The 22,634-nt window shown below is 30.0% G+C and carries 30 protein-coding genes; 18 read left to right on the forward strand and 12 right to left on the reverse strand.

Going from position 1 to position 22,634, the window contains the following annotated elements:
• The first annotated feature begins 86 nt into the window (after positions 1-86).
• Positions 87-287: a hypothetical protein gene (locus ACY3JJ_RS02810; protein ID WP_463092279.1), complete on the forward strand. Its 201-nt coding sequence runs from the start codon at positions 87-89 to the stop codon at positions 285-287.
• A 442-nt stretch (positions 288-729) separates the two neighbouring features.
• The gene (locus ACY3JJ_RS02815; RefSeq protein WP_463092280.1) at positions 730-2,061 is read left to right on the forward strand and encodes a glycoside hydrolase family 28 protein; all 1,332 of its coding nucleotides are present in this window, start codon (positions 730-732) and stop codon (positions 2,059-2,061) included.
• Here ACY3JJ_RS02815 and ACY3JJ_RS02820 read toward each other — a convergent pair.
• Both ACY3JJ_RS02820 and ACY3JJ_RS02825 read right to left on the reverse strand, forming a co-directional pair.
• Positions 2,058-3,212, reverse strand: a complete 1,155-nt coding sequence (locus ACY3JJ_RS02820) for a GNAT family N-acetyltransferase (protein WP_463092281.1) — start codon at positions 3,210-3,212, stop codon at positions 2,058-2,060. The genes ACY3JJ_RS02815 and ACY3JJ_RS02820 overlap by 4 nt on opposite strands.
• 3 nt (positions 3,213-3,215) lie before the next feature.
• Positions 3,216-4,346, reverse strand: a complete 1,131-nt coding sequence (locus tag ACY3JJ_RS02825; protein WP_463092282.1) for a glycoside hydrolase family 18 protein — start codon at positions 4,344-4,346, stop codon at positions 3,216-3,218.
• A 137-nt stretch (positions 4,347-4,483) separates the two neighbouring features.
• On the opposite strand from ACY3JJ_RS02825, the gene ACY3JJ_RS02830 reads away from it, so the two are divergent.
• The 14 genes from ACY3JJ_RS02830 to ACY3JJ_RS02895 all read left to right on the forward strand — a co-directional run bounded on the left by ACY3JJ_RS02830 (position 4,484) and on the right by ACY3JJ_RS02895 (position 11,561).
• Positions 4,484-6,100 carry an alkaline phosphatase gene (locus tag ACY3JJ_RS02830; RefSeq protein ID WP_463092283.1) on the forward strand — a complete coding sequence of 539 codons (1,617 nt, stop codon included), beginning with the start codon at positions 4,484-4,486 and terminating at the stop codon, positions 6,098-6,100.
• 60 nt (positions 6,101-6,160) lie between these two features.
• Entirely contained in the window at positions 6,161-6,499 is a 339-nt protein-coding gene (locus ACY3JJ_RS02835; RefSeq protein ID WP_463092284.1) for a DUF4388 domain-containing protein, read from the forward strand.
• 13 nt (positions 6,500-6,512) lie between these two features.
• On the forward strand, positions 6,513-6,917 hold the full coding sequence (locus tag ACY3JJ_RS02840; protein WP_463092285.1) for a HepT-like ribonuclease domain-containing protein: 405 nt from the start codon (positions 6,513-6,515) through the stop codon (positions 6,915-6,917).
• Positions 6,918-6,986: 69 nt separating this feature from the next.
• A complete protein-coding gene (locus tag ACY3JJ_RS02845) occupies positions 6,987-7,451 on the forward strand; it encodes a peroxiredoxin (RefSeq protein ID WP_463092575.1) in 465 nt (154 codons plus the stop codon).
• 135 nt (positions 7,452-7,586) lie between these two features.
• A complete protein-coding gene (locus tag ACY3JJ_RS02850) occupies positions 7,587-7,967 on the forward strand; it encodes a PadR family transcriptional regulator (RefSeq protein ID WP_463092286.1) in 381 nt (126 codons plus the stop codon).
• 3 nt (positions 7,968-7,970) lie between these two features.
• Positions 7,971-8,189, forward strand: coding sequence for a DUF5320 family protein (locus ACY3JJ_RS02855; protein ID WP_463092287.1), 219 nt, complete (start codon positions 7,971-7,973; stop codon positions 8,187-8,189).
• Between the two features lie 160 nt (positions 8,190-8,349).
• Positions 8,350-8,553 (forward strand): ferredoxin, encoded by a 204-nt coding sequence (locus tag ACY3JJ_RS02860; RefSeq protein ID WP_463092288.1) that lies wholly within the window; start codon positions 8,350-8,352, stop codon positions 8,551-8,553.
• Entirely contained in the window at positions 8,543-9,367 is an 825-nt protein-coding gene (locus ACY3JJ_RS02865) for an Mrp/NBP35 family ATP-binding protein (RefSeq protein WP_463092289.1), read from the forward strand. The genes ACY3JJ_RS02860 and ACY3JJ_RS02865 overlap by 11 nt, the downstream gene beginning before the upstream one ends.
• A gap of 5 nt (positions 9,368-9,372) precedes the next feature.
• A complete protein-coding gene (locus tag ACY3JJ_RS02870; RefSeq protein WP_463083292.1) occupies positions 9,373-9,744 on the forward strand; it encodes a NifB/NifX family molybdenum-iron cluster-binding protein in 372 nt (123 codons plus the stop codon).
• The gene (locus tag ACY3JJ_RS02875; RefSeq protein WP_463092290.1) at positions 9,722-10,231 is read left to right on the forward strand and encodes an MBL fold metallo-hydrolase; all 510 of its coding nucleotides are present in this window, start codon (positions 9,722-9,724) and stop codon (positions 10,229-10,231) included. Before ACY3JJ_RS02870 ends, ACY3JJ_RS02875 begins: the two co-directional genes overlap by 23 nt.
• Positions 10,228-10,488, forward strand: coding sequence for a hypothetical protein (locus tag ACY3JJ_RS02880; RefSeq protein WP_463092291.1), 261 nt, complete (start codon positions 10,228-10,230; stop codon positions 10,486-10,488). The genes ACY3JJ_RS02875 and ACY3JJ_RS02880 overlap by 4 nt, the downstream gene beginning before the upstream one ends.
• Before the next feature lie 4 nt (positions 10,489-10,492).
• Positions 10,493-10,939: an arsenate reductase ArsC gene (locus ACY3JJ_RS02885; RefSeq protein WP_463092292.1), complete on the forward strand. Its 447-nt coding sequence runs from the start codon at positions 10,493-10,495 to the stop codon at positions 10,937-10,939.
• Positions 10,940-10,942: 3 nt separating this feature from the next.
• Positions 10,943-11,389: a type VII toxin-antitoxin system MntA family adenylyltransferase antitoxin gene (gene mntA / locus ACY3JJ_RS02890; RefSeq protein WP_463092293.1), complete on the forward strand. Its 447-nt coding sequence runs from the start codon at positions 10,943-10,945 to the stop codon at positions 11,387-11,389.
• Positions 11,319-11,561 carry a HepT-like ribonuclease domain-containing protein gene (locus ACY3JJ_RS02895; RefSeq protein WP_463092294.1) on the forward strand — a complete coding sequence of 81 codons (243 nt, stop codon included), beginning with the start codon at positions 11,319-11,321 and terminating at the stop codon, positions 11,559-11,561. Before mntA ends, ACY3JJ_RS02895 begins: the two co-directional genes overlap by 71 nt.
• 60 nt (positions 11,562-11,621) lie before the next feature.
• Here the strand turns inward: ACY3JJ_RS02895 and ACY3JJ_RS02900 are convergent, their stop codons facing one another.
• Both ACY3JJ_RS02900 and ACY3JJ_RS02905 read right to left on the reverse strand, forming a co-directional pair.
• On the reverse strand, positions 11,622-11,945 hold the full coding sequence (locus ACY3JJ_RS02900; protein ID WP_463092295.1) for a hypothetical protein: 324 nt from the start codon (positions 11,943-11,945) through the stop codon (positions 11,622-11,624).
• A 134-nt stretch (positions 11,946-12,079) separates the two neighbouring features.
• Positions 12,080-12,562 (reverse strand): AEC family transporter, encoded by a 483-nt coding sequence (locus ACY3JJ_RS02905; protein ID WP_463092296.1) that lies wholly within the window; start codon positions 12,560-12,562, stop codon positions 12,080-12,082.
• A 177-nt stretch (positions 12,563-12,739) separates the two neighbouring features.
• Between ACY3JJ_RS02905 and ACY3JJ_RS02910 the strand changes: the two genes are divergently transcribed.
• Both ACY3JJ_RS02910 and ACY3JJ_RS02915 read left to right on the forward strand, forming a co-directional pair.
• Positions 12,740-14,098, forward strand: a complete 1,359-nt coding sequence (locus ACY3JJ_RS02910; RefSeq protein WP_463092297.1) for an FAD-dependent oxidoreductase — start codon at positions 12,740-12,742, stop codon at positions 14,096-14,098.
• A gap of 562 nt (positions 14,099-14,660) precedes the next feature.
• Positions 14,661-16,382 carry an ABC transporter ATP-binding protein gene (locus ACY3JJ_RS02915; RefSeq protein WP_463092298.1) on the forward strand — a complete coding sequence of 574 codons (1,722 nt, stop codon included), beginning with the start codon at positions 14,661-14,663 and terminating at the stop codon, positions 16,380-16,382.
• Here ACY3JJ_RS02915 and ACY3JJ_RS02920 read toward each other — a convergent pair.
• The 8 genes from ACY3JJ_RS02920 to ACY3JJ_RS02955 all read right to left on the reverse strand — a co-directional run bounded on the left by ACY3JJ_RS02920 (position 16,366) and on the right by ACY3JJ_RS02955 (position 22,613).
• The gene (locus tag ACY3JJ_RS02920) at positions 16,366-17,979 is read right to left on the reverse strand and encodes a hypothetical protein (protein ID WP_463092299.1); all 1,614 of its coding nucleotides are present in this window, start codon (positions 17,977-17,979) and stop codon (positions 16,366-16,368) included. The genes ACY3JJ_RS02915 and ACY3JJ_RS02920 overlap by 17 nt on opposite strands.
• Positions 17,972-18,217, reverse strand: coding sequence for an ABC transporter transmembrane domain-containing protein (locus ACY3JJ_RS02925; RefSeq protein WP_463092300.1), 246 nt, complete (start codon positions 18,215-18,217; stop codon positions 17,972-17,974). The genes ACY3JJ_RS02920 and ACY3JJ_RS02925 overlap by 8 nt, the downstream gene beginning before the upstream one ends.
• A gap of 9 nt (positions 18,218-18,226) precedes the next feature.
• Positions 18,227-18,958, reverse strand: coding sequence for a hypothetical protein (locus ACY3JJ_RS02930; protein WP_463092301.1), 732 nt, complete (start codon positions 18,956-18,958; stop codon positions 18,227-18,229).
• Position 18,959: 1 nt separating this feature from the next.
• Positions 18,960-19,895 carry an ABC transporter ATP-binding protein gene (locus ACY3JJ_RS02935; RefSeq protein ID WP_463092302.1) on the reverse strand — a complete coding sequence of 312 codons (936 nt, stop codon included), beginning with the start codon at positions 19,893-19,895 and terminating at the stop codon, positions 18,960-18,962.
• 6 nt (positions 19,896-19,901) lie between these two features.
• Complete coding sequence (locus ACY3JJ_RS02940; protein WP_463092303.1) at positions 19,902-21,146, reverse strand: radical SAM protein; 1,245 nt, start codon at positions 21,144-21,146, stop codon at positions 19,902-19,904.
• A 2-nt stretch (positions 21,147-21,148) separates the two neighbouring features.
• Positions 21,149-21,526, reverse strand: coding sequence for a hypothetical protein (locus ACY3JJ_RS02945; protein ID WP_463092304.1), 378 nt, complete (start codon positions 21,524-21,526; stop codon positions 21,149-21,151).
• Positions 21,517-22,041: a hypothetical protein gene (locus ACY3JJ_RS02950; protein WP_463092305.1), complete on the reverse strand. Its 525-nt coding sequence runs from the start codon at positions 22,039-22,041 to the stop codon at positions 21,517-21,519. Before ACY3JJ_RS02950 ends, ACY3JJ_RS02945 begins: the two co-directional genes overlap by 10 nt.
• 182 nt (positions 22,042-22,223) lie before the next feature.
• A complete protein-coding gene (locus ACY3JJ_RS02955; protein WP_463092306.1) occupies positions 22,224-22,613 on the reverse strand; it encodes a hypothetical protein in 390 nt (129 codons plus the stop codon).
• Positions 22,614-22,634: the final 21 nt, after the last annotated feature.

Below are 22,634 nucleotides of genomic sequence, written 5' to 3' on the forward strand. Positions count from 1 at the left end.
TCATCTCCTTTTTATAGTAGAATAAAACATGTATATATTTTATTTCCAATTTTTTAAAATTATATTTAAAGAAGGATGATTTTAATGTGAAGGATTATATATCTCAGAGTACAAAGAGTCTAACAAGGAAAGAAAGAGAAGATCGTTATAAATGTCCTAGGCTTGATTCTGTAGCAGGATTTTATGGAATTTCCCATGCAATATGTGATGATTGGAAGGATGGAAGAATAGATACAAAGACAGATCTAAGAAGGTTTTCTTTCTTTATTAAAACTTTTGAGTTTTAAGGGTAAGAATAATAAGATACAAGATATTGATGATATGAGGCAAGTAATTAAAAATAAAGGGAGAAGGAGAGAAGAATTTAGACCAAGAATAAAATTTTTAAAAACATATTGACAAAATTTAAAATTGTGTTAAAATTATAATTGCCACAGGCATCAAGGGGTCCGTAGGGAATCCCAAGATGCGCTTGGCTGGGACGGAGTAAGTCTCAGGGGCTGGGGAAAGGTTTGGAGAAAGCCTCCTTACCGAGTACTCAGGTGGTGCCAGAGAGTAATGAGGGTATTGGTAAAGCCTGGTACTCTCATGAAACCTGGAGCTAAAGCCTGAGACTGAAAGTTCTCAGTAAAGTGCAGATGGGAAGTACTGAGGGGTCCGTTGAGCCTGTGGCACCTTTTTATGTACTCTTTATATATTTCTATTTTTCTTTGTTTGGGGGTTTTATTGATGGAAGTAAATATTTCAAGAATAGGTGCTAAAGGAGATGGAAAAACAGATAATACGAAGATAATTCAAGAGGCAATAGATTATTGTTATGATAATGGAGGGGGAAAAGTTATAATTCCTAAAGGTATATACTTATGTAAACCCTTGAGGTTAAGATCCAATGTAACTCTTTATTTGGAGGAAGGTTCTATTTTAAAGGCTTCATCAAATATTAATGATTATTACAATATAGGTTATTATCATAATGAATGGGGTGAAGTTACATCATTTATATATGCTTTATCAGAGAAAAACATATCTGTAGAAGGAAAGGGGATTATAGATCTTTCTGGTGAAAGTTTCATGGATTTTTCAAAAACTCATAATAATTTCCCTGAATTGTCCTTATTGAATGAGGAACAGATTGAAGAAACGGAATGTAAAACAAAAGATCGTCCAAAACAACCTATTTTCTTTTATAATTGTAAGAACATTACTATAAGAGATATTGTTATAAAAGATTCTCCTTGTTGGACAGTATCAATAAATTCATCAGAAGATATAAGAGTGGATGGTATACAGATAGTAAATAATTTGAGGGTGCCTAATAGTGATGGTTTACATTTTTGCTCATCAAGAAATATAAAGGTCTCAAATAGCAATTTTGTATGCGGTGATGACTGTATAGCTATAACTGGAATTACTAATTGGGATATACCTTGTGAGAATGTAATAGTGAGTAATTGTTTTATGGAAACAAGATCAGCAGGAATAAGAATTGGTCATCTTGATAGTAAAGTGAGGAATGTTATTTTGTCTAATTCAATCATAAGGAATTCAAATAGGGGGATAGGAATTTTTGCAAATGGTAGATCTGGTTATGTAAGTTCTATCATAATAAATAATATAATTATGGAAACCAAGATCTTCGCAGGAACTTGGTGGGGTAAAGGAGAACCCATTGCAATATTAGCTCCTGAATATGGTAATACTATAGAGGATGTGAGTATAAGTAATATAAAATCTCGATCAGAAAATGGTATATTGATATATGGCAAGAATAAGAATATAAAAAATGTGGTTTTAAAAGATATAGATATAAGTATTAATTTAGGTAAAAACAGAGAAATCTTTGGTAAGTATTTAGATCTATCTCCAAGTGCTAATATACCATTTCCAGATTATATGAGAAAAGTACCCTGGATAATTGGAAAAGATGTCTTTTCTTTAAAAATTGAAAATATTACTTATGGAATTTCAAAAGATTTAGAAAATAAGGTTAATACCGAAGGAATTTTAGAAGATATAAAAGAGTTGTCTATTTTTAATGTGGTTAGTAAAAGTACTCTTTAAAAGTAATCCCAGCAAAAGGTAGGATGTTCGGGAAATAGGATTTCCATCTTTTCAAGGATAGGAATATTTTTTATTTCTATAAGACCTAACTCATAGGCAGTTTTTGGTGATAAAATGCCTGAGATTATTTGGGAAAGAGTATTAATACTTAAGGATAAGTCATAATTTGAATCTTCTTTTTTCAAAACTTTTACCTCATCATTGATCTCTATTTCCCATATGCCGTTATTCCATTCTGCATATTCATCTTTAACCTTTATGGAAATCTTATCTTTCACATTATATTTTATTTTTGACAAGGCTTTTTCTACATCAATAATTCTTATCATAAAGGTAGGCTCAATATTACATTCTACGCTTGGATTAGGAAGAATAAAGGGAAGTATATCGTTTAATGGGGTTGTGATCTCTATTTCCTCTATATTCATAGCTTGTCTTGAGAATAGTGATAGAAATCCCTTATATGCGGAATTATTTAAACAGATCATTTCTCTAACTATAATTTTATTTATATTGGTTTTTTCAACATTATATAGTAGATATCCTTCTATTTTTTGATCTTCATATATATAAAGGTAGGTAAGGTTCTTTGTCCTAAAGATAATACTTTCCCATCGTTCATCGGATCTTTTTATTGCTCCAGAAAAGCCCTTAGCATAGGTTTCATAAATAGGTTTTATTATCTTCCATTCACTTAGTGGTATTCTTTTGACTTTCTCTATTTCTTGGTATCTTGGTATGAGAGAAGTTTTTATTTTATATCTTTTTTTAAATCCTCCAAGTTCCCATCCAAAATTTCTGTAAAATTCGAAAGAAAAGGGGTATAAAGAAGAGAAAATCTTTTTCTCATCTTTTGATATTCTTATTGCTTCTTTTAATAAACAATGAACATGTTTTTTTCCTCTTTTTTCTGGAAATGTAGCGACACCACCTATACCTGAAAAAGAAAAAATTTCATTTCTAATATAACCTTCTAATGCATTTATGCTTAATGCAGATACTAACTTCCCGTTTTCGATAGCGCCTATGCAATTTCTGATGTTTTTTTCATTTACCCAAGTGCTTACCTGTTCATAAGGAAGTATAAAGGATTGACTCCAAAGCTCGATGAGTTCATCTATATATGAAGAATTTAATCTTACTATTTCCATAATTTATTCCCCCTTAAAGTTTTCATGTATGATCTTTAATAAAGTATTACCTTTATATGGGTAATCCTCAGTTATCTCCCATATCATAATTCCTCCCAGACCATTTTTTAAAACATATTTGCATTTTTCTTTTATAGATATTTCATCATCATAAGTATAAAAGATTTTTTCCTTTGGATTCCAAAGCCAAGGTACCCTTGCATATTCATCTCTAAACTTGAGATAATTAGGATTGTTTTCTAAGACTCCTTTTATGAAGAAGAAAGGATTGCTACCTGAAGGATGATCTTCAGAGTCATAAATACCTATAGGTATCCCTATAACTTTTGCAAATAATCCATTATCTCCGTCATCTTCACATATCCATCCCTTCCCATAGAATGGAACCCCAAGAATTATTTTTTCCGATGGTACACCATATTTAAAATATTCTTTAACTGCAAAATCGCAATTAGCTTTTTCTCTACTTAAAGGATCAGGATCCTTAGGATTGGAAAACAAGGGGGAGTGATGATTGGTATATTTATCCCAAACACCATGGAAATCGTAAGTCATTAAATTTATAAAGTCTAAATAGATATGATATTTATCTGGTTCTGTGTTATGAATTATTTGAAAACTTGCAGGGGCTGCTATGGTTAATAAATAATGTTTATTATCTTTTTCTTCTGCTTTTAAAAGTTCCTCTCTTATATCTTTAAGAAGGTATGTAAAATTTTGTTTATCCTCAGGTCTTGTCTTATTGGTAGGTAAGCCTCCTTCTACTGGAAATTCCCAATCTATGTCAATACCATCCAAGCTGAATTCTCTTATAATTTCTAATGCACTTTTAGCAAAATTTAATCTGCTCTCACGAGTAAGGGCTACATCTGAAAATTCTCCTGAATCAGTCCATCCTCCTATGGATATTAAAACTTTTACATTTTTATGCTTTTCTTTCAACTCTTTAAATGTTTTCATGTTTTTTGCGAATAGATTTTCATCGATGGGAGAGACCCTTCCATCTTTTATTTTCATGAAGGCATAATTTATATGAGTAAGTAGGTTCCAGGGAAGTTCTTCTATAGAGTAATTTAAATATTCCTCTTTTACTTTCCATTCAGGGAAGTATCCTACTATTATTTTCTTATGCATTAGTAAACCCCCTTAATAAAATATGTTAATTTTATTTTAACACATAGTTATCAATATTTTATAATTCCTTAACTAATATTTAAAACCAGTGATTTAAATTATAAACTGAGAAATTTTTAAATAAGGGGGTGCTTCATATGAGTAAAATGGATAGGATTCTCTCAAAGATTCTGCTATTTTCCTTTTTTCTTTTTACTTTTCTGTTCTTTTCTTCTAATGTGGTAGATGCCTTGTCCAACAGTGTTACCCTTTATTCAGGGAGGCCAGTTAAGTATGTTTTTTGGTTTATTGGGGATGGTATGGGAATGAATCATGTTTATGCTACAGAAATGTTTTTAGAAAGAGAAAGTAAAGAGCCATCTATTAAAAATCTTGATTTTACCAGATTTCCTAATATAGGATGGATGACTACTTATGCTGCAGACAGTTATATCACTGATTCTGCTTCTGCTATTACTGCAATGGCTACTGGAAAGAAAACTTACGATGGTGTATTAAATATGGATCCATCCCTCAAGACAAAATATAAGTCTATTGCAGAAATGGCAAGAGATATGGGATATAAAGTAGGAGTTTTGACAAGTGTATCTATAGATCACGCAACTCCTGCTGGTATGTATGCTCACCAACCCAGCAGAAACAATTATTATGAGATAGCTTTGGAACTTTTGGACAGTAATTTTAATTATTTTGCGGGTGGAGGATTCTTACAGCCTAAAGGAAAAGATGGAAAACAAAAGGATATATATGAAATAGCTAAGGAAAAAGGATATAAAATCGTTGATAATATTGAAAATATCAGATTAATTGGAAAAGGGGATGATAAGGTTATAGCTATTAATCCTATATTGGATAATAGCAAAGCTTTACCTTTTGCAATAAATAGACTTAGAGGAGCAAATATAGGACTTTCTCTTGCTGACTTTACAAGAAAGGCTATTGAGGTATTAGATAATCCAAAAGGCTTTTTTATGATGGTTGAGGGTGGAAAGATTGACTGGGCAGCTCATGCTAATGATGCTGCGAGTGTTATATATGATGTTTTAGATTTCAATGAGGCCATAAAAGTTGCTTTAGATTTCTACAAGAAGCATCCTTTTGAGACTGTTATCATAGTTACTGCAGATCATGAAACTGGAGGTATGAGTATTGGTTTTGCAGGTACAAAATATGAAGTATTTCCAGAACTTCTTTCTTATCAAAAAATCTCCTATGACGAATTTTCAAAAATAGTACAAGACTACAGAGTAAAAGCAGGAGATCAAGCTAAATTGGAAGATTTGTTGCCACTTATTGAAAAATATTATGGACTTTCCATTCTTGATGAGAGCACTAAGAAGGCTTTAGAAGAAAAGGCAAAGTCAGGAGATAAGGAGGCAAAAATTAAGCTTCAACTATCCCTTAATGATTATGAAATAGAAGAAATCAGAAAAGCCTTTAGTGTATCTATGATGGATTCTCAAAAAAGACCTAAGGACTATAGATCATATATATTATATGGAGGATATGATCCATTGACAGTTGTGGTTACACGTATTTTGAATCAAAAAGCGGGTATTGGTTTTACATCTTATTCCCATACTGGAGCTCCTGTACCCGTATATGCAATAGGTGCTGGTTCTCATATATTTAGAGGATATTATGATAACACAGATTTATATAAAAAGCTTTGCAGTTTGATTGGTATAGATCCTTTCAAAGAATATATTCTATCATCTGAAAGTAAAGAACTTTCTGTATCTATATCAAAGTAAAAAATTTAGGGGGGATAGAGTATCTATCCCCCCATGAGATTAAAAGGGGGTAAGTAAGCTATGTTTTTAGAAGGTAAATTGGAAGCCCTTGATTTTATAACCCTAATTTCATTTCTTACCTACTCTAATAAAACAGGAATATTAGAGATTTCTATAAACCATAATGAGGGATTAATTTTCATATATAATGGAGAAGTTTATAATGTGTATTATAATAAAAGATGGGGGAAAGACGCTCTTTTTGAGATAGTACTTTATGAATATATAGATTTTTGCTTTATCGAAGGAAATTATAAGGTGGAAAGAAAAATATGGGATAGCTCTGAAAAGATTATTTTAGAACTACTTAAAGATTATGACGAAAGAAAAGCCTTAGAATTATACTCTGTAAATGTATAGGAGGGTATTCTTTATGATAAAAGAAAGAATTAAAAAGTTGAATGAAACCTTAGAAGTTTTAGAATACATGAAGAAAAACTTTGATATAAATGAATTAAAATTGGATAAAATTAAACAATATGCTTTAAAGTACGGAATATATTTAAGTATTACTGGAATAGGTGAAATTGCCTGTGCATATTTAAATGAGAAAGGTATTGAAAGTGTTTCAAATTTTAAAGAATGTATTGCCATGTTAGGAGAAATGAAAATATTGGATAGAATTATAGTTGAAAAACTTATGGAACTTATGAAGTATAGGGATCTTCTGAAACGACCATATATAGAAATAGATATTCTTAAGCTTTACTCCCTCTTAGAAAGGTTAGATCTTATTAAAGAATTTATAGATAGGGTTAAAATAGGAGTAAGAGTTTAATATCTACTACTAATATAGAATTCATGCTAAAATACTATAAATTGTAATTTAAAGGGGGAGAGTATCATGATGAAAGAAAAAGGTCTCAAAATAGGTGAAGTATCTCCAGATTTTTCATTAAGAGATCAAGAAGAAAAGGAATTTAAATTATCTAATTTTAGGGGGCAAAAGGTACTTCTTTCTTTTCATCCTTTGGCATGGACTTCTGTATGTGCAAAACAAATGCAGACCCTTGAAGAGAATTATGTCAGATTTCTTGAACTTAATGTAATACCAGTAGGTATAAGCGTGGATCCTGTACCATCTAAAAAGGCTTGGGCTGACAGTTTGGGAATAAAAAAGTTGAGAATATTATCGGATTTTTGGCCGCACGGGGAAGTAGCCAAAAAATATAACATATTCATAGAAGAATATGGATTTTCGGAAAGAGCGAATGTAGTTGTAGATGAGGATGGAGAGATTATCTTTTTTAAAATATATCCTATTAGAGAGCTTCCTGATATAGAAGAAATATTTCTTTTTTTAAAAGATTAATTTTGATTTAGCCTCATTAAAAGGTAATTAAATCTACCCCCACCATCTATATTTCCAATTTTAATTTTTAACTATTGACATTTATATTTTTTAGGTTTATATATGTATATAGCATATATATGGAGGTGAATATATTTGAAAGGATTTAGACAAGGAATGGGAAAAAGAGATGTGGGTTTTGCCCCAGGATTTTGGCTCAGAGTCTTTGTGCTTTCTGCTCTATCTAAGAAGGATCTTCATGGGTATGAACTTTTAAATATGCTTGATGAATATTTTCCGGAGTTTTGTTTTTGTAGAGGACCTTCTGGTATGGGTACTGGATATAGAATTCTTAGAATTCTGGAGATGGAAGGACTTATAAGATCTCGTTGGGAGACTGGAGAGGGTCCTGCTAAAAGAGTTTATTCAATCACACCTGAAGGACAGATTTTAAGAAAAGAATTAATAAATTACATAAAGGAAATGAGAGATAGAATTGATAAATTTTTAGAATTTGCTGAGGGAAAGGAGGTGTAAATTATGTGGAGATGGGGGAGAGGTCATGGATGGGGTTTTGGTGGTTATGGAGCTCCTTGGTGTCCATGGTCTTTTTGGGGTCGTAGATGGTGGAGAGGTGCTGGATATTATCCTTACTCTGGGCTTACCAAGGAGGAAGAAAAGGAACTTTTGGAAGCTTGGAAAAAGGATCTTGAGGCGGATCTTGAAGATATAAAGAGACGCTTGGAAGAACTTAAGTAAAAGAAAGGGCGGGGATTATCCCGCCCCTTATAAAAGGTAAAAAACATTTAACTTATTTAAGGAGGAGTTTAGAAATGGATGTTGGGGATATATATCTTATAATTGCTTTATTTCTTCATAGTTGAATATTTTGTAAATCTAAAATGAAGAGAGGTGATTTATGCATGAAGAGCATATACATGATCATAGTGGCTTAGGTTCTGAGGGTTTTTATATATGTCCTAAATGCGGGTATAGAAAGATACATACCCAGGGGATTCCCTGCAGAGATGAGAGATGTCCCAATTGTGGATCTGCCCTTCTAAGGGAAGGCTCTTATCATCATAGATTAGTAAAGGAAAGGAGAAAGGCAAGTGAGAAGTGAATATTTTATTAAAGAAAAAGAAAAGATGAGAGAAAAAATGAGTAAAATTCAACATAAAATTGTAATAATGAGTGGGAAAGGTGGGGTAGGAAAAAGTACATTTTCTGCAAATCTCTCTATAGCTTTTGCTATGAAGGGATATGAAGGAAAAGTGGGAGTATTAGATGCTGATATACACGGATACAGTATCCCAAAATTATTTAATATTACAGCAGAGAGATTATATCAAGCTAATGAAGGAATTCTTCCTGTGGAAGGCCCCTTAGGGATTAAAGTAGCTTCTGCTGGATTTGTAGTGCAAGATGAAGATTCTCCAATTATCTGGAGAGGACCATTAAAAGCTCAACTAATTAGGCAATTTTTATCAGATATTATCTGGGGAGAACTTGAATATTTGATAATTGATCTTCCCCCAGGTACAGGAGATGAACCATTAAGTATAGCTCAAGAACTTCCAGATCTAGATGGTGCTATTATTGTAACCATACCTTCAGGGGTTTCAGAAAGGGTAGTTAGAAGATCAGTAAACTTTGCAAAGGCTCTTAATTTGCCAGTAATAGGAATAGTAGAGAATATGAGTGGTTTTGTCTGTCCTCATTGTGGAACAAGGGTGGATATTCTTGGAAGTGGGGCTGGAGAGAAAATTGCAAGAGATTTAAAAGTCCCTTTTTTGGGTAAGATACCTTTAGATCCAAGGATTAGTGAGAGTGGTGATAAAGGAATGCCTTTTATTTTAGAAGATAAAAATTCTGAAATTACAAGGATATTTTTGGATATTACTGATAAGATTGAAAATTTTTTAAAAGGGAGGTAGATATTATGAAGATTGCAGTTGCTTCCGACGATGGAAAGACTATTTCCTCTCATTTTGGTAGAACAAGGGGTTTTGTGATTTTTGAGATAGAAAATGGTGAGGTAAAAAGCAGAGAATATATTCCAAATACTTTTACTGGACATGCAAGAGGTTTACGTGAAAGGGGACTTCATCATCAATATGACACTCATGTAGCTATTATTGAAAATTTAAGAGATTGTAAAGCTGTAATATCTCATGGAATGGGTAGAAGACTTTATGATGATTTAACTTCTGCTGGAATAGAAGTTTATGTGACTGATGAGACTGATGTAGATAAAGCTATAGAGCTCTATTTAAAGGGTCAACTTAGAAATGTTTCAGAGCTCCTTGACTAAAATAACAGTCTTATGTGATGATAGGCTTTCTTCTCCTCTCTTTTCAGAGCATGGATTCTCCGTATTAATTGAATGGGAGGGGAAAGCCCTCCTTTTTGATACAGGTGCAAGTGATATATTTATTAGGAATGCAAATATATTAGGGAAAGACTTATCAAAAGTTGAAAGTATAGTTATAAGTCATGGGCATTATGGCCATTCAGAGGGCCTAAAACATCTTTTGCCTTTTAATAAGAAATATAAAGTTATTCTTAGAGAAGAAGCTTTTTTCCCAAAATATAGTAATGATAGATTTACGGGAATAAATTGGGAAAATTTAAAAGAATTTTTAGATTTTGTTATCGTTAAAGATGAAGTTATGGAGATTTTTGATAATGTTTTTGTATTTGGTCCTGTACCTTTTAGAAATAATTTTGAAGAACCAGACCCTTATTTTTATGTGTTAAAAGGAGACAAAAAAGAGAGGGATTTTTTGAAGAAGAATTGAACTTAGTAATTGATGAAGGGGATGGTTTAATACTGATTACTGGATGTGCTCATAGGGGAATTGTTAATATAGTAGAATATGCAATAAAGAAATTTAATAAGAGAATAAAGATTCTTATGGGAGGTTTTCACCTTTATAAATCTACCTTTCCTAAAATAGAAAAAGTAATAAATAGCCTTCAAAAATTTGACATTGAGAATATAATCCCATATCATTGTACGGGAGAGGAGGCTATAAAAATCTTGAACAAGAGGTGATTCAATGGATAAAAAGCGTGTTCTTTTTATATGTACCCATAACTCCGCAAGATCACAGATGGCAGAAGGTATTATGAATGCTTTGTATGGAGATAGGTTTCAAGCTTTTTCTGCAGGAACTAATCCCTCTAAGGTAAATCCTCTGGCTATAGAAGTACTAAAGGAGATAGGAGTAGATATTTCTCATCATAAAAGCAAAAGTATAGATGAATTTAAAGGAGAAAACTTTGATTATGTAGTTACAGTTTGTGATAATGCAAAGGAAAATTGTCCCTATTTTCCTGGTGGAAAAAAATATGTTCACAGAGGTTTTATGGATCCAGCAAGTGTAGAAGGTACATATGAAGAGAAGCTTTCAGCCTTTAGAAAGGTAAGGGATGAAATATTAAACTGGATAAAGGAATTTTTTATAGAAAATAAAGAAGAGAAAGAGCAATTTTTCTTACCTTAAATTATGAAAGAAGAAATTTTACAAAAACTAAAAGATTATTTTAATAAAAAAGAGAATGTAATTATGGCTTTTCTTTTTGGGTCTTTATCCAAGGGAAAGGTTCATAGACATTCTGATATAGATATTGCTATTTATTTAAAAGAATACAACATAAAAGAAGTAGAAAAAATATGGAATGAACTTGAGGATTTATTAAAAAAAGATATAGACCTTATTGTATTGAATATAGCAAAATCTCTTGTTGCCTTTGAGGCTATCAGAGGAGAAAAAATAATAATAAAAGATTATGATTTTTATGTTGATTATATATTAGAGCTATCATCTGAAGCTATAGACTTAAAGGAATTTATTTTAGATCTGTACAAAATGAGAAGAGAAAATGAAAGATATAAGAAGGATAATAGAGAGAATTATAGAAAATATTGCCAATGCATTAATAGATATAAATAAAATAATTCTTTCTGGATTTAACATTACCCTTCCAGATACCTACAGGGAGATAATTCTTTCTCTAAAAGAGATAGAGTTTTTTAAAAAATATAAATTTTGTTACTCTCTCAGATATCACAAAGATGAGAAATATATTAGCATATTTAATATCTTGATCTTAGATGGGAGTTAATTGAAAAATTTATAAAATATGAGAAAGGAGAAATTGAGAATTTTATTAAAGACCTTGAAATCATGTTAGAAGGTAGTTAACAAATACAAACAAGATTATTGAGATAATTGTATTAAGAGCTAAAACACCTGCTATAAATTCTGCATCTTCTTTATCCTCATCTCTCATATATAATGGAATTATAAAGGGAGCTGGTAATATAAACATAGTAAATAAGGCAGATTGAAAAATTTTATCCAAGTGAAGGAGTCTTATTATAAGTATCTCATTAAGAATAAAGGCTAAGATCAAAAGTATGATATGCCTTAATACTACTGTAGAGATGGTAAGGGTGAGATTTTTCTTTTTGAATCCTAGCTCATATCCTATTACTAAAGCAATCATAGGTACTGTAATATTTGATAAAAGCCTTAAAGTTTCTATGAACGAAGAGAGAAGTATATTTTCTTGAAAAATATTTGTTAATCCAGTTTTTTGAAATATAATTCCTAAGATAATAGCAATTATTACAGGTGTTTTTATAAAAAAGAGAGCATGTTCTTAAAACTTTGTTTTTGAGTATCTTTAAAGCTTGTAAGTATACCAACCATAACAAAAAATACAAAGGTAACTTGTCCCAAGTCTATAAAGGCAAATTTGAATACATTTTCTGAGCCATAGAATAATGTAAAAATTGAGTAACCAAGCATTCCTACCTCAAATCCTGTAAATAATAGAGGATAATACTTTGAATTAATATTAAGAACCCTTTTAATCCCATAACCCATAAAAAGAAGAACCCCACATGTAACAAATATAGTAAATGCAATTAAAAGATGCTTATATTCCACATTTGTTTGGGAAAAAGAGAGAAAAATTAAAGAGGGTAAAAATAAGTTAACAACTAACGTTTTAATTTCTCTTAATGTATTAGGACTTAAGTATCCACTTCTTTTAATATATTGTCCAAGGGTAAATAAAATTAATACAGGAAATATTTTGCTAATTATTGATAAAAGCATGGTAAAGCTCCTTTTTATATATTTTTATAAGATTTTCATCTTGAATTTTATTTTAGCATATTTTAACATAAATGTTTAATATTAGATATAATTTTTATTGCAAAATTAATTTATTTAGCAAATAATTATATTTATGGTAAACTATTTAAAAAATAATATGGGATGGAGGTTAAAGTTATGGAAAAAAGAACAGATGTATTAATAATTGGTGGTGGTCCTGCAGGTATTGTATGTGCTTCTACTGCTAAAAAATACTATCCTGATAAGCAGATTAAAATTATAAAAAATGTTAAGAACAGTGTAGTTCCATGCGGTATTCCCTATATGTTTTATAGTTTGAAAAATCCAGAAGATAATAAAATGGGGTTTACATCTCTTGAAAATGCTGGAATAGAAGTAATTGTAGATGAGGTAGTAAAGGCTGATAGAGAAGGGAAATATGTGGAGACAAAAAATGGTGATAAATATTATTATGAAAAATTAGTGCTTGCTACAGGGTCTCTTCCTATTACTCCAAAAATTCCTGGTATTGAGAAGAAAAATATATTTCCTATTTATAAAGATTTAGACTATCTAAAAGTAGTAGTTGAAGAGGTAAGAAAAGCAAAGAATGTACTTATAGTTGGTGGTGGATTTATAGGTGTGGAAATAGCTGATGAGATATCTAAATTAGAAGGAATTAATGTATATTTGGTTGAATTACTCCCACATCTTTTAGCTCAATCCTTTGATGAAGAATTTTCAATATTAGCTGAGGAAAAATTAAAGTCCAAGAGGGTAAATGTTCTTACTAATGCTAAGGTGATTGAATTTCTTGGTGATGAAAAAGTAAGAAAGGTAAAACTTGAAGATGAAAGAGAGATTGAGGTAGATGTTGTAATTCTTGGAATAGGTGCACGACCTAACTCCACATTAGCAAAAGAGATGGGCTTAGAGACTATAAATAATGGAGCTATCTGGGTAGATGAATATATGAGAACTTCAGATCCTGATGTTTTTGCCATAGGTGATTGTGCTTTAAAAAGAGACTTCTATACCCGTAGAAATACACCTGTGATGCTTGCTTCAACTGCTACTGCAGAGGCAAGGATAGCAGGAGCTAATTTATATCAAATAAAATTGATAAGGGAAAATAAAGGTACTATTGCTGTTTATTCAACTTATATAGATGGCTTAGTATTAGCTTCTGCTGGACTTACTGAGAGCAGTGCCAAAAGAGAGGGATTTGAGGTGGTGGTAGGTTCGGTGGATGGTATCGATAAGCATCCAGGAACACTTCCTGGTGTTAATAAAACGAAGGTTAAGCTTATCTTTTCAAAACATTCTGGAATAATTTTAGGTGGACAAGTGGCTGGCGGAAAATCTTTTGCTGAGTTAACTAATCTGATAGGTGTTGCTATTCAGCAAAGAATGACAGCCTCTGAACTTGAGACGCTACAGATGGCAACTCATCCATATTTAACTTGTGCTCCCACTGTGTACCATGTGGTTATGGCTGCTCAAGAAGCGATAAATAAGATACTTCTATCCAAGTAGTTATATATGGTATAAAGATAATAAGTGATTCTTCCTTTTGGAGATAGAAGTTTTAAAGAAGGTTATTGCAGAAGGCAAAAAAAGGGTTTGAAATAGGAGTTGGAACAGGAAGATTTGCAGAATTCTTGAGTATAAATATGGGATAGACCCATCTGAAAATATGCTAAGTATTGAAAAAAGGAAGGAAATAAAGCTTTTGTGGGGAGGGGGGAGAGTTTAACCTTTTCTGATTAGAAATTTGGTTATATATTTTTAATCATTACTATTTGTTTTGCAGAAAATCCAAATGAGGTGATAAAAGAAGCAAGAAGAGTAATGAAAGATGCTGGAAAGATAATTATGTTTTTAAGGGAGTATCGTAGTTATTTCTGCAGAAAAATCTGTTAAATTTCTTTAACATAATCGTAATCTTAATTTTATTTTTTGTAATGAACTATATCTTTATAAGTAATAAAAGTAATCTTTTTCACCCATATAAAATCTAAAAGTCATATATTTCTTGGTATAATATTCATAAATAAGTACACATTAATTGTGTTAGTATCAATGTAAGAGGGGTGTAATGATGAATAAAAAGGATTCAGATATTCCTTTTTTATCTCAGGAAAAGATAAATTACTCAAAGCTTAAGATCCTTTTTCCATACATTAAGGAGCATATAAGAACTTTTATTATTGCAAGTTTGTTTCTTTTAATTACATCTTTAATTGCGACTCCCATTCCATATATTTCTAAAATTATTTTTGACAATGTATTCTTAGGAAATAAAGATATTAGATTTTTTGGTTATCTTGTAGTAATTTCTGCGATATTACACATAGGAAGGACCATTTTTTCAGGGATATCAAGTTATTATTTTGCAAAGGTAAGCCAAGAAGTATTAACAAGTCTAAAGAGTGATTTATTTAGAAAGGTTTTAAAACTACCTTTTAGATTTTATGATGAGGCTCAGACAGGATATATATTGGCAAGAATAGGAGAAGTGGAAGGTCTTGGTCTTTTCTTTTCATCTACGGTGATAAATCAGATGATAAGATTTTTTGAGTTTATATTTGCCCTTTTAATGTTAATGTATCTTAATTTAAAATTAACTTTTTATGCAATCTCCATACTTCCAGCTTATTATTTAGTTATAAAGGTATTTTCTATGGGATTAGTATCAGCGACAAAGGATGTTCTTGAGGGATCAGCAAATGTTATGGGAAAGATACAAGAAAGAGTTTCAGGAGTAGAGGTTGTGAGGCTATTTGGGACTGAGGAAAGGGAAGCTGAAGAGGTAAAAAAGGAATTTAAAGGTCTTGCCAGGAAGAATTTATTACAAAGTATATTTTTTACCATTTTTGGTGAGTTAAATTTTGTTATTATCGCTTTAGGTGGTCTTTTAATTTTATGGGTAGGAGGGATGGATATAATAAAGGGTTCTTTTACGATTGGAAGCTATTTAGCTTTTGTAGGATACCTGCAAAAGCTTTATGGTCCAATTCAAAGTATGGCTACATTTAGTTTATCTTTGTATCCAGCTTTTGTTTCTCTTCAAAGAGTATCAGAGATATTAGAAGCGGAGAGAGAGAAGGAAGGGGATATAGAGCTTAAAAATTTAATAGGAGACATACAATTTAAGAATATTTCTTTTTCTTACGATGGAGAGAGGAGAGTTTTAGAAGGGATAGATTTACACATAAAACCAGGGGAGAAGGTAGTGATTTTAGGACCCAATGGATCTGGAAAAAGTACCTTAATAAAGTTACTTTTAGGGATGTATGACCCTTTAGAGGGAGAAATTATAATAGACGGAATAGATATAAAGGACATAAAACTGTCATCTCTTAGAGAAAAAATTGGTATTGTTTCTCAAAATGTATTTTTATTTAACGAAACTGTGAGAAACAATGTAGCCTATGCGATACCACAAGTGAAGGATGAAGAAATCATTAATCTTTTAAAGACAGCAGAGCTTTATGATATTTTTATGGAAGGATTTAAAGATGGGCTTAACACGATAATAGGAGAGAGAGGAGCAAAGATATCAGGTGGACAAAAGAAAATAATAGCCTTTTTAAGGGCTGTACTAAAGAAGCCACATGTTTTAATACTTGATGAAGCCACATCGGAAGTTGATATGACAGTTGAGAGAAAGATTTATGAATATATAGAGAAGTTTATGAGAGATAAGACATGCATAATCATATCCCATAGAGAGATACCTTGGGAAATAATTGATAAAGTGGTTTATCTTGAGAAGGGGAGAATAATTAAAGTGGAGTTAATCAACAAAAATTGCTAATTTTGTTCATCTTAATAATTATTTTTTGAAATTTTTTTCTTTTCTTTTTATCAAAAGAAAAGAAAGAGAGAAAGGAAGGAATTTTCTGTAGTTTATAAGTTTCGATGAAGTTATTCAAACCATTTGATATTAGTGGAATATCCAATTCCCATTTTCTATTGTATCTAACATAATTTCTTACAAAGATATCAATAATTTCTCTATCTTTCTCAGGGAGGGATAAGTAGAAATTAATAAATTTACTTCTATTTTTGGGAGAAAGGTTATTAAGGAAACTTTCAGCAAGGGTTCTTCTTGCTAAGAGGAAAGGATGAATGTCTTTTCCCATAAAAGAGATAAATCTTTTAATTTCCCATTTATTTTTAAATTCTGAGAAGAAGTTTTTCCAACTTTTTGAAAAAAGTTCAAAGAGTATTAAAACATTTTTGGTAAGATATGGAAAAATTTTCTTTCTATTAAAAAGTGACATAAAGGATGAGATGAACAAAATAATTTTAGTTTCATCTGAAAGTTCATAGAAAAGGTTATATATATTGTAAAAATCTTCATCTATTTTTAACTTTTTATATTCAAGGATTATAGGAAAAGAATTTTCAAAGTCAATCATATTGTAGTCCTTATTTTTAAGAAATTTTCTTATAGTAGAGCTTTTTATTCTTTCTGATTTAGTTTTAAATAAGTCTTGTAAAAGAGCTGTATTAAAAAGTTGATATTTATTGTAAGATGGATTATTAGAAGAGAATTTAAAATTTTTAGCACTCTCAATGGTACCTTTATAATATTTTAATTTGTCATCAGAGAGGTATAGCTTATTTAAAGATTTTTCAAGAGATACGAGAATATCAGAGGTTTCAAAAATATTAAGGTCTGAATTTCTGTATTGTACTTTAAATATTGTATCGAGGACATATAAAAATCTGTGTAAATCTTCTTTGTAAAATCCAAGGAAATAGGCAAGTTTATTGGAAAGATATGAAGAGATTTTAGGATGTAAATCTTTAAGATACCATGAAGAATCATTTAAAGTATTAATGATGCCTGTAGGATGAGGTATTAGATTTGCAATTTTGTAAGCTTCGAGATATAAAGTTACACCTTTTCTAAGATTATTCTTTTTAATTTCCACCTTTGCTTTTCCCATAAGAATAAAGGTTTTTGCAGAATTATCTTCTTCATATATTTTTCCAAAGATACGGAATTTAGAGAACTTAGAGTAAGGAATATATGAAGCAAAGTAATTAAGAAGAGTTGTAGCAACAATTTTTCTTGCATGCTTAGGGATTTTGGTAAAATTTCTTTTAAGATTTAAAAACAAATTATCTGCCTCTTTATTTTTGCTAGTTTTTTTTAAGATAAGAAGTTTTTGAGATAGAAGAAGGAAATAGAGAGTTTTATTATTCTTGCAGAGGGTTAATCCCCTTTCTACTGTAGAGAGAGCTTTTTGGTATTTTCCATTCCAGATATGTTTAAGGGTAAGGAGATAATATTTACAAGGAGATGTTATTTTCTCATGTTCAAGGAAAAAATAAAGAAAAGGCAAGGAAAAAGAACCATATTTAGAGATTATGTCTACTACGATAGGGATCTTTCTATTCATTTTCCACTTCTCCTATTCTTGCCAATATATATCCTGTCTGAGCCTCATCATAAAATCTAAAAGGTAGCTTTAAAATCTTTCTAAATAAATCACTCTTTAGACTTGTTAATACTTCTTGGCTTACCTTTGCAAAATAATAACTTGATATCCCTGAAAAAATGGTCCTTCCTATGTGTAATATCGCAGAAATTACTACAAGATAACCAAAGATAAAAAAAGGTAATATTTCAGTTCTCACTGCTTATTTTTAGACTGTTTTAGTTACTATCTTCTCATTATCTATTTTTCTTATAAGCATATATGAAATGACAATAAGAATTACTCCCACAATAAAGAAAATTAGACTCATCTGAGGTATAAAACTCAACTTAGCATTATTAAGGTTCTCAAAATTGAATACATAATTATTTAAAAACCATAAAAAGAAAGTCATTGGAATAATAAACAAGTAAGATATTATGGATCTCATGAATAGAAAACCCCCAAACATTATACTTAAACAACCCATAAATGAATTAATTCCTAATATAAACACAGGAACTATGATGGTAAAGTATATAACTGTAAAGATGTTAATAGATAGAGAAACCCCATTAATCAAAAATAAAATATATTGTAAACAACTACTAATTAAACTTCCTAAGTAAACTATAATAGATATAGATAAAACCTCTCCTAACCACCACTCTATAGGTCTTAATGGGGTTGCCAAAAAAACTGAGATATTTTTAGAATAATAATCTGAAAATATATTTGCCCATATTAGATAGCTACCAAAAGATATTGCAAACAAAAATGGTATATAAAAAATCATTTTCTCCCATAGAACTATAGCCATGTTTTTAAATTCGGGAGAGAATAAGATAGAATACTTATCTTCAATTAAAATTGGTATTAATAGTGCAAAGGGCATTAAGGCTAATATAAATGATCTCCTAAAAATTCCATTCTTCAAATTTTTATATAATATAGCTTTCATATCATTCCTCCTTTGTTAAGGCTAAATATATATCTTCTAAAGGAGTTTTTACCTCTTCTATACCAAAAATCTTAATACCTTTCTCTGTTAGAAAATTTATTAATATAGGTATTTTTTCTTTATTAGAAATAGATATTCTTATACCACCATTACTCTCTTTTAGATCTACAATAAAATCTAAATTTTTCAAATCTCTCTCTACCTCATTCAATCTTTTATCTATCCTTAACAACACCTCTTTTTTACCAAATATATCTTGCATTTCTTCATAGGAACCATATGCTACAATTTTACCCTTGTTTATAATAGCGATCTTATCGCAAAGCTGAGATATATCATATAGATTATGGGATGTAATAAATATAGTAACTCCTTTTTCTTTTGCTAAATCTTTAATATAAGACTTTATCAATTTCTGATAATCAACATCTAAACCCAAGGTAGGTTCATCTAAGATAAGCACATAAGGATCATTCAATAAAGCTCTTGCAAAACATAATCGCTGTCTCATACCCAAAGAATAAGTATTAATTTTATCTTTTGCCTTATCTGATAAACCCACTATCTCTAATACTTCTTTTATTTTTTTTATCCTTATACACTTTGGAATATCATAAAGAAGAGCATAAAATTCTAACATATCATAGCCAGTAAACCAATCATATAATCCTCTCTCTTCCAACATAAAACCTATCTTTACTTTTTGCTTCCCTAAATTAACAACCTCTGTTCCAAAAAGCTTAGCTACCCCTTCATAATTTAGCAGTCCTAAAAGTATCTTTACAGTAGTAGTTTTTCCTGCACCATTTGGCCCTATATATCCAAATATCTCTCCTTCTTTTATGTGAAAACTAACCCTGCTAAGAGCTAATACTTCACTATTCTTACTTTTATATTTTTTGGTTAAACCTTCACAGTAGACAACATAATTATGCATTTCCAACTACCTCCATTCTCCTAATAAAGGATTATAATTGCAATAATTTGTCTTATATAATGAGTTCCCTCTCAAAACTTCATATGCCCTACAATCCAAACATGCATATCTAAATTCACAGTATTTGCAAGGTTCTATTTTATCTTTTGTGATTTTATAATATTTTTCTAAATCCTCTAAAATATCAATTAGCTCTTTATTTTTGATATTTCCCAAAACATAGTCTTTAATTAGAGGACATAAAAGATATTTACAATCGTAAGTTATAGTTATTTTACCATATAAACATGGATTATAAATTTTCATTAATTCATATTCGGCAATTGAAGGAGGATTTAATAAATCTTTACTCAATGAAAAATCATAACAGTATATAGGAATTGCATTGATATCTTTTCTTGCAAAATCTTCTTTTAATTGTTCTAATATGTCAGAAACGTTTACACTCTTAGTCAAAACTAAACTTATATTGTAATTTATTCCTGTTTCATCTAATTTCAATATATTCTTTAATAGTTCTCTAAATCTATATTTACCTTTTGAGAGTCTTTCATAAATATTAAAAGGATAAAAAATAGTAATGAAAATATGTAAATTATAATATCTTATCAGATCAATAACCTCCTTATTATTTAATTCAAAACCATTTGTCAATACAATAATTTTTGGGAAATTAAATTTCATAAGTAAAAGGCAAATATTTTTTAAGCTTTCTATATCCAAGAAAGGGTTACCACCAAATAGAACGATATTTTTACAATTTAAATCATTTAAATATGACAATATTTCAAAGATATTATCTTTTAAAACATTGTCATCAGTATTTGATTTGGTACAAGCTAAACATCCATAGTATTTAGGAGCATTACAAAAATAACATTCTAAATTACAAATATTGCATACTTCAATATATGCTGTGGCTAACGTAGGAACTTTTAACAAAGGTTGGCCCAACAAAAATTTAGGAAATCCATAAGTATATTTGTCTATGTATGTTTTACTATCACATTTTATTATTATATCTTCCCTAAAAAGGAAATCTAATAAATTAACAACTTCAGATTCAGCAAAATTTCCCATTTCTATTATTTTTGATAAACTATAATTCTTTTCAAGTAACTCGATAAATTTACTCTTTTTTTCGTCAAGACTTATTAACCTACCCTTGATAAGATCATATAAAGTTCCTTTTCTTATTCCCTTAACATAATGTATTTCTGGTTTTAGCTTCAAATAGTAATTATTAATCATAATTACAACTCACAATCTATAAAAGTAAACATATTCTTCCAATGCTTCTTATTTAAATTACTTAGAACAACATTGAAACTTGGGTTTTCCTCTAAAATCTTATATAATTCTGACAACTCTTTTTTTACTTCGTCAATCAATCTATCACAAATTTCTGGAGGGTCTTTATCAAAAGTTCTATCTTTCATAAAAGTAGCAAAACACATAGAACATAAACGGGTTATAGGACAATTTTTACAACTATCCATTATACATTTTTTATACTCCCTTAACATCTTTACAATACTGTTATAATCTATCCCCCTATATACATCACCTATTGGAAAACTATAATTAACTTTTTCACAAACATGAAACTCTCCATTCACATCTACACACAATTTGGAACCAGGTATACATGTTGATGTGTATAATAGAATACAGGCCTTGATCTTGTAATTTTTTCAATTAGTAATAATTGTCTATAACTACTACCTATAAATATTTCTAAAAATGGTGATATTTTTCTATCTATTATTAGATTAAAGTATTTTTTCTTGATCCCACTTAATTGTTTCTTATATGATTCAAAATCTCCTTTGCTAAAATTTCTAACGTAATAATTGGTAAAAAAGGGAGATACTAATGAAATTCTTCCAAGGGGAGGTAATTCATTCTTATGAATCGTAAAAAATTCTTCCATTTTAAATAAATCTGTTTTCCAATCATAGCAAACTAAAATAGAAAGATTATTATAAAAATAATTAGGATAGTTTTCCCGTATTTCCGATAAATTAGCCATTATTATATCAAAGGTTCCATCTCCATTTACAAAAACTCTATTTCTGTCATGATTCTCTTTATATCCATCAAGACTAACAGCTATATTAACATTATTTTCTACCATGAATTTCACAATATCTTTTTTTAACAAAATACCATTTGTAGTCATATTATATAAGACATCGACATTATGATATTTACTTTTAATATATTCTATTATATTTTTTTATCAACTCAAATTCTAACAACGGTTCTCCACCATAAAAAGTTATTGCTGGCTTTCTGAAAGGATTATACCTTCTGTAAATTTCAATATTATTTAAAAAAATCAACAGCTCTAATTGCAATCCCAATATTCATAGATCTATGTTCTACTACAGGGGCATAATCATAAAATCCAGAATGATAATAACAATATCTACATTTCATGTTACAGTCATCAGTTACATTTAAAATTAGTTGTCTAAAACCATCTCGTTTTAGAAAATCTTTTATTTCTTCAATTATAAAAATATCATTTTTACCATAGTACTCTTCGAAATATTTATATTTCGAATCTCCATTGTCAAGACAATTACCTAAATAATTATTTAATTCCTTTACTAAATGTTCGTACTTATCTTTAGGAAAAATGATTCCCAATACATCATCATAAATATACTCACAATTCTCTGTAGAAAACTCAATAAACCTCAGTGAATCCATTATCCCTTTCCCCTGTTTTAT

This window comes from Dictyoglomus sp. DH, assembly GCF_055181375.1.